This window comes from Bradyrhizobium sp. 33ap4 (assembly GCF_032654765.1).
GTDB lineage: Bacteria > Pseudomonadota > Alphaproteobacteria > Rhizobiales > Xanthobacteraceae > Bradyrhizobium > Bradyrhizobium australafricanum.
Window position 1 is genome coordinate 1 of record NZ_JAUMTJ010000081.1, and the last position, 13,165, is coordinate 13,165.

11 protein-coding genes and 1 pseudogene are annotated in these 13,165 nt (G+C 65.4%); 5 read left to right on the plus strand and 7 right to left on the minus strand.

Annotated features, from left to right (window positions below):
• Positions 1-196: 196 nt before the first annotated feature.
• Entirely contained in the window at positions 197-820 is a 624-nt protein-coding gene (locus Q2M23_RS38865) for a hypothetical protein (RefSeq protein WP_057019091.1), read from the plus strand.
• A 16-nt stretch (positions 821-836) separates the two neighbouring features.
• Here Q2M23_RS38865 and Q2M23_RS38870 read toward each other — a convergent pair whose 3' ends face one another.
• Complete coding sequence (locus Q2M23_RS38870) at positions 837-1,859, minus strand: methionine synthase (RefSeq protein WP_316398873.1); 1,023 nt, start codon at positions 1,857-1,859, stop codon at positions 837-839.
• Positions 1,860-1,958: 99 nt separating this feature from the next.
• Here Q2M23_RS38870 and Q2M23_RS38875 point away from each other — a divergent pair, with 99 nt between their 5' ends.
• From Q2M23_RS38875 to Q2M23_RS38890, 4 genes are all read left to right on the plus strand, one after another.
• Entirely contained in the window at positions 1,959-2,663 is a 705-nt protein-coding gene (locus tag Q2M23_RS38875; protein WP_316398874.1) for a glutathione binding-like protein, read from the plus strand.
• Between the two features lie 99 nt (positions 2,664-2,762).
• Positions 2,763-3,374 (plus strand): 2-hydroxychromene-2-carboxylate isomerase, encoded by a 612-nt coding sequence (locus Q2M23_RS38880; RefSeq protein WP_316398875.1) that lies wholly within the window; start codon positions 2,763-2,765, stop codon positions 3,372-3,374.
• Positions 3,374-4,351: an NADPH:quinone oxidoreductase family protein gene (locus tag Q2M23_RS38885; protein WP_316398876.1), complete on the plus strand. Its 978-nt coding sequence runs from the start codon at positions 3,374-3,376 to the stop codon at positions 4,349-4,351. The genes Q2M23_RS38880 and Q2M23_RS38885 overlap by 1 nt, the downstream gene beginning before the upstream one ends.
• A 129-nt stretch (positions 4,352-4,480) precedes the next feature.
• Positions 4,481-5,407 carry a 2-dehydropantoate 2-reductase gene (locus tag Q2M23_RS38890; RefSeq protein ID WP_316398877.1) on the plus strand — a complete coding sequence of 309 codons (927 nt, stop codon included), beginning with the start codon at positions 4,481-4,483 and terminating at the stop codon, positions 5,405-5,407.
• On the opposite strand, the gene Q2M23_RS38895 is transcribed toward Q2M23_RS38890, so the two are convergent.
• From Q2M23_RS38895 to Q2M23_RS38920, 6 genes and pseudogenes are all read right to left on the minus strand, one after another.
• Positions 5,404-6,090 carry an alpha/beta fold hydrolase gene (locus tag Q2M23_RS38895; protein ID WP_316398878.1) on the minus strand — a complete coding sequence of 229 codons (687 nt, stop codon included), beginning with the start codon at positions 6,088-6,090 and terminating at the stop codon, positions 5,404-5,406. The genes Q2M23_RS38890 and Q2M23_RS38895 overlap by 4 nt on opposite strands.
• A complete protein-coding gene (locus tag Q2M23_RS38900) occupies positions 6,087-6,977 on the minus strand; it encodes a crotonase/enoyl-CoA hydratase family protein (protein WP_316398879.1) in 891 nt (296 codons plus the stop codon). The genes Q2M23_RS38895 and Q2M23_RS38900 overlap by 4 nt, the downstream gene beginning before the upstream one ends.
• 141 nt (positions 6,978-7,118) lie before the next feature.
• Positions 7,119-8,537 carry an amidase gene (locus Q2M23_RS38905; RefSeq protein ID WP_316398880.1) on the minus strand — a complete coding sequence of 473 codons (1,419 nt, stop codon included), beginning with the start codon at positions 8,535-8,537 and terminating at the stop codon, positions 7,119-7,121.
• A pseudogene (locus tag Q2M23_RS38910) lies at positions 8,530-9,706 on the minus strand (M20 aminoacylase family protein). The gene Q2M23_RS38905 and the pseudogene Q2M23_RS38910 overlap by 8 nt, the downstream one beginning before the upstream one ends.
• Positions 9,707-9,712: 6 nt before the next feature.
• The gene (locus Q2M23_RS38915; protein WP_316398881.1) at positions 9,713-11,233 is read right to left on the minus strand and encodes a M81 family metallopeptidase; all 1,521 of its coding nucleotides are present in this window, start codon (positions 11,231-11,233) and stop codon (positions 9,713-9,715) included.
• 211 nt (positions 11,234-11,444) lie between these two features.
• Complete coding sequence (locus tag Q2M23_RS38920) at positions 11,445-13,094, minus strand: ABC transporter ATP-binding protein (RefSeq protein WP_253639501.1); 1,650 nt, start codon at positions 13,092-13,094, stop codon at positions 11,445-11,447.
• Positions 13,095-13,165 lie beyond the last annotated feature (71 nt).

The window sequence follows — 13,165 nt, forward strand, 5'->3', positions numbered from 1 at the left end:
GCCTCGGTCCTGCCGAGCATGCACCGCGACACAGTGAATCATTCCCCGGACACCCCTGCGCTTGCGGGGAGAGGTCGATCGCGGAGCGATCGGGTGAGGGGGAGTCACCGCGAGTTCATCTCTCACTATCTTTGCGGACAAGCCCCTCACCCCAACCCTCTCCCCGCAAGAGCGGGGCGAGGGGGAAGTAAGAAACATGCCCCTGCAAAACCGCGTCACGCCCACCGGCGACATCGTCGCGACCGACCATCGCGGCACCTTCACCGGCAATCGCGGCATCATCCACGATCCGGCGACGCGCACGCTGCTGAACAAGCGCTGGTCGAGCCCGGCGTGGCTCACCTGCGTCTGCGAGTTCAGGGGACGGCGGCGCGAGGTGATGAGCCGGCAGAGCTGGACCGAGCTGTTCTTCCTCGATGAGGCCACCGCGTTCGCGGCCGGACACCGGCCCTGCTTCTACTGCCGCCGTGACGATGCCAAGCGGTTTCGCAGCTGCTGGGAGCAGGGCAACGGCGTAAGCGATCTCAGCGCCAAGGCGATGGATGCGGTGCTGCACGCCGAGCGGCTCGACCGCGGCAAGAAGCGGCTGCATCCGCTGCCGATGCGATTGCGCGACTTGCCCGACGGGACGATGGTGCAGGCGAGCGGGGAGAGCTACCTCGTCGCCGACGGCGCCACGTTGCGCTGGTCGTTCGCCGGTTACAGCCGGGCCGACGTACCCGAGCCGGCCATGCTGCTGACGCCGCCATCGACGTTGCGCGCCTTCCAGGCCGGCTACCGGCCGGTGTTGCATCCGAGCGCGATGGCCGTTCTGGGTTGATTGGCCGGCGTCATCCTTACGCCAGCCGCTGCCGCGCCAGCTTGGCACCGGCGCCCAGCGCGATCAGCTTGGCTTCCGCGATGTCCCGCCGCATCGGCGCCATGCCGCAATTGGTGGTCGCGATGATGTTGCCCTTCGGCACGTGCTTCGCGACCGCCTCGATCACCTTGACGACGTCCTCCGCGGTTTCGATCTCGTCGCTGGCGACGTCGATCACGCCGGCCTGCACGATCTTGCCGGGGAGTGCCGCCAGCAGTTCGATCGGCACCTTCGAGTTGCGGCATTCGATCGCGACCTGCTGGATCGTGCTCTTGTCGATGACGGGAAACGTCTCCTCGTATTGCCGCCACTCGCCGCCAAGCGTCTGCTTCCAGTCGGTGTTGGCCTTGATGCCGTAGCCGTAGCAGATGTGCACGGCGGTGGCGCAGGTCAGACCTTCGGCGGCGCGCTCCAGCGCCTTGATGCCCCAGTCGCGCACTTGGTCCATGTAGACGTTGAAGGCGGGCTCGTCGAACTGGATCATGTCGACGCCGTCGGCCTGCAACGCCTTCGCCTCCTGATTCAAAAGCTCGGCGAAAGCGAAGGCCATCTTCACGCGATCGCCGTAATACTTGTCGGCGATGGTATCGATGATCGTCATCGGGCCGGGCATGGTGAATTTCAGCCGGTTCTTGGTGTGCGCGCGGGCCGCACGGGCCTCGCTCTCGTGGACGCGCCCCTTGAGCTGCAGCGGTGCGACCACCTGCGGGACCATCGCCTTATAGCGGTCCTTGCGGATGCCCATCTCGACCTTGTGGGCGAAATCGATGCCCTCGATCCGCTCCAGGAAGCCGTGCACGAAATGCTGGCGCGCCTGCTCGCCCTCGGTGACGATGTCGACGCCGGCATCTTCCTGCAGCTTGACCGCAAGCACCGTGGCATCGCGCTTGGCGCGGGCGAGCTCGGTGCCCTCCGACTTCCAGGGTGCCCACAGCATGTTCGGCTCCGCCAGCCATTCCGGCTTCGGCAGCGAGCCTGCGATCGTGGTTGGAAACAGCATGGGTGCCTCCTGTTGGGTTCTGATTGAGCGCTTGTGTGCCATGTCCTAAGGTGGAGGTACAGAACAACAAAAGTCTTTGTGACGGGGAATAGAACGCCGATGATCGATCTGCACTACGCGCCGACGCCGAACGGCTGGAAGATCTCGATCATGCTGGAGGAACTGGGGCTGCCCTACAAGGTGATCCCGGTGAACATCCGCGCCGGCGAGCAGTTTCGGCCCGAATTCCTGGCGATCAGCCCGAACAACCGGATCCCCGCCATCGTCGACCATGCGCCTGCCGACGGCGGCGGGCCGTTCTCGGTGTTCGAGACCGGCGCGATCCTGATCTATCTCGCCGACAAGGCCGGCCGTTTCCTGTCCAGGGAGCTACGTGCGCGGTCGAACGTCATCCAATGGGTGATGTGGCAAATCGGCGGCCTCGGGCCGATGCTCGGCCAGCACGGCCATTTCGCGCTCTATGCGGCCGAGAAGATTCCCTACGCGATCGAGCGCTACCGCGACGAGACCGCGCGGCTCTATGGCGTGCTCGACCGCCAGCTCGGCAGGACCGGCGCCTATATCGCCGGCGACGACTATTCGATCGCCGACATCGCCTGCTTCCCCTGGACCATGACCCACAAGGCGCAGGGTTTTACCCTCGACGATTTCCCGAACATCAAGCGCTGGTACGCCACCGTGCGCGCCCGCCCGCAGGTGCAGGCGGGGCTTGCGATCGGAAAATTCGTCAAGGAGCCGTTTGACGAGGAATCACGCAAGAACATGTTTGGCCAGCGTGCGAAGGAATTGGTCGAGAAGAAATGATGCCCGTTATTCCGCGGCGCGACACAGTCGCGAGCCCTGCGCCTTGCGGTGCATCCCGGAATGACGAGAATGAATGTGGAAAAGACAAAGGGAAACGCCATGATCGAATTCTTCTTCGACTGCTCCAGTCCGTGGACCTATCTCGCCTGGCACAACATCCAGCCGATCGCGAAGGAGTTCGACGCTCCGATCGCCTGGCGGCCGATCCTGGTCGGCGGCATCTTCAACACCGTCAATCCGTCGGTCTACGCGCAGCGCGAGAAGCCGGTGCCGCTGAAGGCGCGCTACATGAAGAAGGATCTCGCCGACTGGGCGCGTTCGGCCGGCCTTGCGATCAAGATGCCGCCGACCGTATTCCCGGTGAACAGCGTCAAGGCGATGCGCGGCTGCATCCTTCTCGGCAACGAGAAGATGGTGCCGTTCGCACGCGCGGTGTTCGAGGCCTATTGGGGTGACGACAAGGACATCTCGCAGGATGCGGTGCTGACCGAGATCTGCACCAAACTCGGGATCGATCCGGCGCAATTCCTTGCCGGCATCGGCGACCAGGCGATCAAGGATCAACTCAAGGCCAACACCGAGGAGGTGATGGCGCGCGGCGGCTTCGGCTCGCCGACGATCTATCTCGACAAGACCGACATGTATTTTGGCAACGACCGCTTGCCGCTGATCCGCGAGGCGCTGGCACGCCTCAAGGCGCGGGCCGCCTGATGCCGAAAGCCGTCGTTTGCCGCGGGCTCGGCCCGCCCGAGCGTCTGCAGCTCGAGAACTTTGCCTCGGTGCCCTTGCAGCCGGGCCAGGTGCGGGTTGCGATCCGGGCCGCCGGGATCAACTTTCCCGACATCCTGATGGCCGCGGGCGAGTACCAGCTCAAGCCGCCGCTGCCGTTCACGCCGGGGTCGGAAGCCGCCGGCGACGTCGTCGAGGTCAATGGAGCATCCGGTGTCGCCGTCGGCGACAAGGTGATCGTCAAGATGCGCTTCGGCGCCTATTGCGACGAGACGGTTGCAACGCCGTCGCAGCTCGTGCCGGTGCCGTCGACTTTCGACTACGCGGAAGGCGCGACTTTCCTGGCCGCGCACGGCACCGCCTATCATGCGCTGATCGATCGCGGGCAGATCAGGCCGGGCGAGGTGCTGCTGGTGCATGGCGCCGGCGGCGGCGTCGGACTTGCCGCGGTCGAGATCGGCAAGCTGCTCGGCGCCACCGTGATCGCCGCGGCTTCGAGCGAGGACAAGCTTGCGATCGCCAAGGCGCGCGGCGCGGACCATCTCGTGCTCTATGCGCGCGAGCCGTTCCGCGATGCGGTCAAGCGCCTCACCGACGGTCGCGGCGCCGATGTCGTGTTCGATCCTGTCGGCGGCGAGGTGTTCGAGAACTCGATGCGCTGCATCAACTGGGGCGCGCGGATTCTCGTCGTCGGCTTCACCGGCGGCATCGGTCTTGCCCGCACCAATCTGTTGATGATCAAGGGCGCGAGCGTGCTCGGCGTTCGCGCCGGCGAGGCGGTGCGCAAGGATCCCGCGCTCGGCGAGGTCAGGTTCAAGGCGCTGAGCGAATGGGCCGAGGCCGGCCGGGTGCGGCCGAATATCTCGCATCGGCTGCCGCTGGAAGACTATGCGAAGGCTATGCGGCTGTTGATCGAGCGCAAGGCGATCGGGCGTGTGGCGCTGCTGACGAGGCCGTGAATCCACAGCGTCCAAATTCTACAGTGCAACCAAATGACGCGATGGGCCTGACGTTCAGGGAATCGAACCCGGGTCCGTCGCGTGATATCCTCTGCCGGCTGAGTGTCGTTGCAGGGGGGAGGATATGACATGCGTATCGCTGTGATGGCGGCCGGTGCCCTCGGCGGTTATTTCGGAGCACGTATGGCTGCGGCAGGGCACGACGTGTTCTTTATCGCACGCGGCTCCAACCTCGAGGCGATCAGGAAAAACGGTCTCAAGGTCGAGAGTGTGCTCGGCAATCTTCATTTGCCCGAACCCAACGTGACCGATGATCCTGCCACGGTCGGCCCGGTCGATATCGTGCTGTTCGCCGTCAAGCTTTGGGACAGCGAGACGGCAGCCAGGTTGTCTCTCCCCCTGGTCGGACCGCGCACCCGGGTGATCCCGCTGCAAAACGGGGTCGATAGCGCCGAGAGGATCGCCCCGATTCTCGGCGCCGACAATGTGGTCGCCGGAAGTGCCTACATTGCTACAGTGCTGTCCGCGCCTGGCGTCGTCACCCACACGAGCCAGTTCGCGCGCATGGTCTGCGGCAGAACCGACGGTAAGCCCGATGACGGCCTCAAGGCCTTTGCCGACGCCGCTCAAGCGGCCGGCATCGACATCTCGGTGTCCGACGGGATTGACCGCGAGCGCTGGCAGAAATTTGTATTCCTCGTCGGACTATCAGGCGCGACCGCAACGACTCGCCAGCCGCTGGGGCCGATCCTGGCCGACCCGGATACGCGAGCGTTCTTTTACAGCCTGATGAGCGAGGTGGTGGCGGTCGGCCGTGCCAGGGGCGTTCCCATTCCGGAGAATTTTGCCGAGGACCGAATGAGATTCGCGGAAGCCTCGCCGCCCACCTTCAAGGCTTCCATGCTGCACGATCTCGAACGCGGCAACCGGCTCGAACTCGACTGGCTCGCCGGAAAGGTGGTGGAGTTCGCCCGCCCGCTTGGCATTCCTACGCCAGCCAACAATGCGGTCTATGCCATGCTCAAGCTGCACAGGATGGGTAACGCCCACGCCTAGTCCACCTGACGATTTGTGCTGAATTTGCCTTCTTGCAAGAACGCGATGGTCTGCGCGACCGCTTCCTTGTTGCGCACCAGCCAGGGATGCGAGGTGCGGATCACGATGTGATCGGCCATGCCCTCGAGCCTGGTGTTGGTAACCGACACCCGGCCGTCATGCGGCCGCGGCAGGGCCATGGAGGTGATCGGATAGACCGAGCGGTTGCCGGCAATGATGCCGGCGGAATAGTCGATCGGCGGCAGCAGCGCGCTGGTCGCGGCATCGCGGCGGGTGACGAGCTGCTGGCCGGCCGGACCGAAATAGGCGCGATAAGCCGCGAGGTTCTTCAGGCGGTCGGCGATCTCGCTGCCGCCGTTCGGCGTGCCCAGCATCACGACGCGGCCGAGCCGCGCCGGGCGATGCCTTGCCAGATAGACGCGCGCCAGAAGCCCGCCCATGGAATGGCAGACGAAGTTCACGGAGCCGTCGAGGCTCTCTGCGAACCGATCGAGCGAGGGGCGGATGTCCTGGGCCAACACGTCGAGTGGCTTGCGCCGGCTGTCATAGTCGAGATTGAGGGTGGCAAAGCCGGCAGCCCTCAGCGTCAGCTCCATCCTGCGAAACGAGCGCGCCGTCCTGCTGATGCCGTGCAGCAGGACGACGCCGTCAAGTGTGGACGCCGCTTGACGCCGGTCGCTCACTTATAGTCGCGCTCTTGCCACCACGGGAAATAATCGGGCATGTCCGACGACACCTTGTTCTTGAACTGCGCGGGGCGCTTCTCCAGGAACGACACCACGCCTTCCTTGACGTCGTCGGAGCGGCCGCGGGCATAGATGCCGCGGCTGTCGACCTTGTGCGCCTCCATCGGATCGTCGGCGCCCATCATGCGCCACATCATCTGGCGGATCAGCGCCACCGACACCGGCGCGGTCTTGGCCGCGAACTCCTTGGCGAGCGCACGCGCGGTCGGCAGCAGATCGTCCGGCGGCACCACCTTGCTGACGAGCCGGCCGGCGAGCGCTTCCTGCGCCGGGAAGACGCGGCCGGAATAGCACCATTCCAGCGCCTGCGAGATGCCGACGATGCGCGGCAGGAACCAGCTCGATGCGGCCTCCGGCACGATGCCGCGCTGGGAGAACACGAAGCCGAAGCGCGCGGCGTCGGAGGCGATGCGGATATCCATCGCAAGCTGCATGGTGACGCCGATTCCGACCGCCGGGCCGTTCACCGCAGCGATGACAGGCTTCAGGCACTTGAAGATGCGCAGCGTCACTTGCCCGCCGCCGTCGCGCACCTGCGGGTCGCTGTAGTCGACGCTGCCGTCGGCATTGCGCTTGACCGGACCGCGCCGCGCATCGCGGTCGAACGTGTTGGCGCCGGAGGAAAGATCGGCGCCGGCGCAGAAGCCGCGGCCCGCACCTGTCACGATGATGGCCCTGACATCGTCGTCCTTGTCGGCTTTGTCGAACGCGTCGATCAGCTCCCGCTGCATCGTGGCGTTGAAGGCGTTGAGCTTGTCGGGCCGGTTCAGCGTGATGGTCAGGATATGCTCGGCGACCTCGTACTTGATCGTCTCATACGCCATGGGGATGATTTCCTCTCGGTTTTCTTGAATGAACGGCGCTGGCGCGCGTCTCCATCCAGTTAACCCGGCAATCATCCCTTGTGAAGAAGAGGGATGCGCAGGCTTGGCCCCGCGCATCCCGACTTGCGTTGAGGCGCTGCTTTACTTCTTCGGCGGCGCGGGCCACGGCTTCTGCGGGCCGCGCAGGCCTTCGAACGCCTTGCCCATGCCGAGCACGCCGATGTCGTCGAAGCGGCGGCCGATGATCTGGACGCCGATCGGAAAGCCCTTCTTGTCGTAGCCGGCGTTGATCGACAGCGCCGGGTTCTCCGACATATTCCACGGCACGGTAAAGCAGATGTGCTCGAACGGCTTTGCGGGGTCGTTGAGCGGCGCCGCGAACTCGGCCGGGAAGTTCACCACCGGCGATACCGGCGAGACCACGTAGTCGACCTCGCAGAACAATTTCGCGGCGGCCGCGCGGATCGCCATCGTCATGTTGAAGCCGCGCACCACATCGACGCCGGAGAGCTTTGCGCCGGCTTCTGCCCAGTTGAGGATGTAGGGCAGGGTCTTGCCGCGGTCGGCCTGCGACAGTTTCGACAGCTCGTCCCAGGTCCTAGCGCGCCAGAAATTGTCGAGCCCTTCGAGCATCTCGGGCGTCAGGATGCCGTCGATCTCGGTGATGACGGCGCCGGCGGATTCGAACGCCTTCGCCGCCTTGACGACGATTTCGCGAACCTCCTTCTCGACCTTCTGGCCGGAGCCGGCGTCGAGCATCAGCCCGATGCGCAGCTTGCGCGGCGACTTCTCCAGCGCCTTCCAGTTCACCTCGAGCGCCGGCAGGCTCATGCCGTCGCGGCGATCGGGACGCGACAATACGCTCATCATCAGCGCGGCGTCGTCGACGGTGCGGGTCATCGGACCGGCGACGCGGCCGACATAGGGCGGGTCGATCGGCACGCGGCCGAGGCTCGGTTTCAATGCGACGAGGCCGCACCAGTTGGCCGGCAGCCGCACCGAGCCGCCGATATCGGTGCCGAGATGCAAGGGACCGTAGCCGGCAGCACCTGCCGCGCCCGCGCCGGCGCTCGAGCCGCCGGGGTTCTTGCTGACATCCCAGGGATTGCGGGTCAGGGGATGGAACGAGGACAGGCCCGACGACAGCATGCCGTAGTCCGGCATCGTGGTCTTGGAGAAGATCACGCAGCCGGCCTCGCGCAGCCGCGCGGCGGGCGGTGCATCCTTCTCCGCGGGCGCCAGCTTGACGCTCGCCGCGCCCAGCGGCGTCGGCTGCCCCTTGGTCGCGACATTGTCCTTGATGGTGGCGGGAACGCCATCGAGCGTGCCCGCCGGCTCGGCCTGTTGCCAGCGCTCGGTCGAGGTCCTGGCGACCTTCCGCGCCCCTTCCGGGTCGTACAAATACAGCGCCTTGATGTGCGGCTCCCAGGTCGCGACCTGGGAAATGATTTCCTCCAGCACCTCGGACGGCGAGAACTGCTTGGCACGATAGCCGGCGAGCAGGTCGACGGCGGAGAGATCGTGCAGCGACGTGATGGCGTCCCCTTTGGGCTTATGCATGCGCACCTGCCGGCATGCGTTTCTCGATGATGCGGGCGAACATGCTGGCGCCGATCGGCAGGATCTTGTCGTCGAGAACGTAACCGGGATTGTGAACGGGCACGGAGCCGTCATGGCCGACCCAGAAATACGCGCCGGGAATGGCCTGCATCATGTCGGCGAAATCCTCGCTGCCCATCTTCGGCGTCGAGCGCGTGATGACCTTGGCGGGGTCGACGACGGTGCGCGCGACTTCCTCGACCACGCGGGACTGCTCTTCCTGATTCACCAGCACGCTGAAGCCGTCGCGGATCTCGACCGAGATTTCGGCGCCATATGCCGCCGCAAAGCCGGCGGAGATTTCGCGCATGCGCTTGCGGATCAGCTCACGAATCTCGTCGGAGAAGCAGCGCACCGTGCCGCACATCCAGGCTTCGCCGGGAATGACGTTGTACGCCGACCCGGAATGGATCTGCGTGATCGACAGCACCGCAGCCTGCAGCGGATCGACGTTGCGGCTGACGATCGACTGCAACGCCTGTCCGAGCGTCATTGCGATCACGACCGAAGTCGGATCGTAGCCATGTCGTTCTGTGAGCCAAGGAGTTGAGTGTTATAGTTGTCTTCCTAAGACCGCTTGGCCTCCGACTTGCCGGGCCCGGCAGGATCGCGATCTCGCCATGGTTGAGGTCCGGCGCGTTGTGCAGGCCATAGACCTCGTCGCAGGGGAACTGCTTGAACAGGCCGTCCTTGATCATGGCGCGGGCGCCGCCGAGGCCTTCCTCGGCCGGCTGGAAGATGAAATGCACGGTGCCGTCGAAATTGCGGGTCTCGGCGAGATAGCGCGCCGAGCCGAGCAGCATCGTGGTGTGGCCGTCATGGCCGCAGCCGTGGAAGCGGCCGGGAATGGTCGAACGCCACTTCAAATTGGTGTTCTCTTCCATCGGCAGCGCGTCCATGTCGGCGCGCAGGCCGATCTTCTTGGTGCCGTTGCCCTTGCCCTTGAGCACACCGACAACGCCGGTGCCGCCGAGGCCGCGATGCACCTCGATGCCCCAGCTCGTCAGCTTGTCGGCGACGATGCCCGAGGTGCGGACCTCCTCGAAGCCGATCTCGGGATGTGCATGCAGATCCCGTCTGATGGCGGTGAGTTCGTCGGCAAAACTGTCGATGCGCTCAATGGTCGGCATGGCTCTCTATCCGTTTGTGCGTGATGGGGAGGTGGGTGTGAAAGTAGGGCCGTTCGGCTTGATACGAATGCCGGGACGCAAATGTTTCCACGGCAGCGTGGCGGTATCGGCGGGCATCGCGCCGGGGGCGGCGCAGATCAAGAGCTTCTCGGCGATCGGCTCGAAATCGGCGCGGAAATGCACCGAGCTCTTGTTGACCAAAATCTTCTGTGCCGTCGGCTCGATGCCGACATAGCGGTACATCGCCTGGTCGGCAAGCTGGGCCTTGTAGGAGCCGACCACGACGCGCACGTTGCCGACCCGCAGGCAGGCCGAGGGGCCCATGTCCATGTCGCGGCCGCCGAAATAGGGACCGGGAGCCACGAATTTTCCATCCGAGAGCTGCTCGACGACAAAAGTCTCCCGGTATGGCGCGTCGCCGGGAATGCCGGACTTGCCACCGAGCTCGAGCGTGACTGATGCCCCGACCCCGGCGGTGTGCGCGGCCTTCGCGGATTGCGGGTCGTAGATCACGCCGGTTGCGGCACTCGCCTTGTTGCGCACCAGCGCGCGCAGCATGCCGGTGGTGTCGGAATCGCCGCCGGCGCCGGGATTGTCCTGGGTGTCGGCGATGATGATCGGCCGGCTCGCCGATTTCGCCAGTTCCATCGCCAGCCGCACGCCTTCGTCGGGCGAATAGATCCGGCCGTCGAAATCGTCCTCATGGCTCTCGACCAGGGCGACGACCTTGTCGGCGGCGGCATCCGCATCGGCCTGGGTCCGGCCGTACGCGAATACGCTCGGCCCGCAATCCCTGAAATCGGCGGCCGGGAAGCCCGGCGCAAACGACAGCGTCGGCACCGCGTCGCTCTCGAGAGCGGCGAGCTTCTGATAGATGCCTTTGGTCGGCTGGTCGTTGGTGCATTGCCAGCTGATCGGGATCAGGAACGGCAATTGCCGGAACGCCTTTGCGAAGCGCTGCCTGGACTTGAGCATCAGCGCCAGATGCCGGGCGCAGGCGCGGCCGGTTTCGGCCATGTCGACATGCGGATAGGTGCGGTAGGCAATCAGCGCATCGGCATGCTCGATCATCTTTGGCGAGACATTCGCATGCAGATCGAGGCTCGCCACCAGCGGCAGGTCGTTGCCGATCGCCTTGCGCACGCGGGCCAGCGTTTCGCCTTCACCGTCGTCATAATGCTCGGTGACCATGGCGCCGTGCAGGTCGAGATAGACGGCATCGATCGGTCCGGCCGCAGCGATGCCGTCGACCATTTCCGTCACGATCCGCTCATACGCATCCTTGCTGACATGCGCCGACGGGCTCGCCGCGGCGAAGATCGTCGGCACCAGCTCCCAGCCATTGGCTTCCGCCGCCTCGACAAAGCCGGCGAGGCCGACATTGATCTTGCGCATGACCTTGAGCACGTCGGCGCCATGCGTCATCGACGGCCAGCCGCCGCCATGCACGAAATCGTCATAGGTTGCCTTCGTCGGTGCGAAGGTATTGGTCTCGTGCAGGAAGCCGCCAACGGCAATGCGGGTCATCAAGTCGGTCTCGATACGTTTCTTCGATCATAACGACGCGCGTCATGATCTCATCTCGTTGGTTGGAGCGTGATCTCCGGGGAAGACCGGCGTCCACCTTCAGGGCCACGCTCTAGCGCGCGACGTTAAGCGTGTCGTCGCGCCCAGCGCAAGCCGGGGAGCACCAGCGGATTTGCATGCCCTGTGGGCGGAAAGGCTTGAGGCTAAAGACCTAGGCCGTCGCCACAATGCCTTCCGAAACGGGGCGGAAGTTGGCGAAGTCCCAGCCGCGTCCGGGCGCCGCATCGAGCAGCGCGCGGGTATAGGCTTGCTGCGGATTGGTCAGCACCTCGGCGGCCGGTCCCTGTTCCACGACGCGGCCATGCTGCATCACGGCGACGTCGTCGCAGATTTGTGCGGCGACGCGCAAATCATGCGTGATGAACAGCAGCGCGATGCCCAGCCGGCGCTGGATTTCGTCAAGCAGATCCAGAACCTGCGCCTGCACCGAGACGTCGAGCGCGGACACCGCCTCATCCGCGACGAGCACGTCGGGATCGAGCGCCAGCGCGCGCGCGATCGCGATGCGCTGGCGCTGGCCGCCGGAGAACTGGTGCGGATAGCGCGAGATCGCGTCGGGCGGCAGATGGACGAGCTCGAGCAGCTCGCGCGCCCGCGCCAGCGCGTCCTTGCGCGGCATGCCGTAATTGACCGGGCCTTCCGCGATGCTCTCGCCGACGGTGACGCGCGGATTGAGCGAGCGGTAGGGGTCCTGGAAGATGATCTGGATCTTCTGGCGATGCGGCTGCAACAGCCGGCGCGACAGGTCGGAGATCTCGCGGCCGGCGAGGCGTACCCCGCCCGAGGTCGGATCGATCAGGCGGACGATGCAGCGCGCCACCGTCGACTTGCCGGAACCGCTTTCGCCGACGATGCCGAGCGTGCGGCCCTTGCGCAGAGTGAGCGTGACGTTGCTGGCGGCGGCGACCTCGCGGGCTTTGCCGTACAGCGACCGCTCCCGGTAGACCTTGCTGAGCTCGTTGGCTTCCAGCACCACGGGCTCGGTCGTCTCCGGGCGCGGCGCGCGCGGCACCAGGCTCGGCACCGAGGACAGGAGGTTGCGGGTGTACTCCATCTTCGGATTGCGCAGCACGTCCTGCAGCGGGCCGGTTTCGACCAGGCGGCCGTGCCGCATCACCGCGACGCGGTCGGCGATCTCGGCCACCACGCCCATGTCGTGGGTGATAAACAGAACCGCGGTGCCGTGATCGCGTTGCAGGTCGCGGATCAAGGTGAGGATCTGCTTCTGGGTGGTGACGTCGAGCGCGGTGGTCGGCTCGTCCGCGATCAGGAGCTTCGGCTCCAGCACCAGCGCCATCGCGATCATGATGCGCTGGCGCTGACCGCCCGAGAGGCGGTGCGGGTAGGAGGAGAAGATGCGCTCCACGTCCGGCAGCCGCACATGCTCCATCATCGCCAAAATCCTCTGGCGCCGTGCGCGGGCATCGAGATCTGTGTGGGCGCGCAGCACCTCGTCGATCTGGCGGCCTACCGGCACCACGGGATTGAGCGCGGTCATCGGCTCCTGGAAGATCATCGCCATCCGCGTGGCGCGGAGTTGCCGCAGCCGCCGGTCGCTGGCGGTGAGCAGTTCCTCGCCGACCAGTTTGACGCTGCCGCCAGACGGCACCAGCGTGCCTTTCTGCTGCAGGCCCATCACGGTGAGCGATGTCACCGACTTGCCCGAGCCGCTTTCGCCGACCAGGCACAGCGTCTCGCTTTCACGTACCTGCAGCGAGAGGTCGTCGATGATGCGATGCGCATCCGCCTTGCGGCCGAGGCCGACGACGAGATTGCTGATGTCGAGGACGACGTTGGTCATGTCAGGGTCTCTTGGCGCTGCGAAGGAATTTACCCACTGTCATTCCGGGATGGTGCGCCAGCACCAGACCC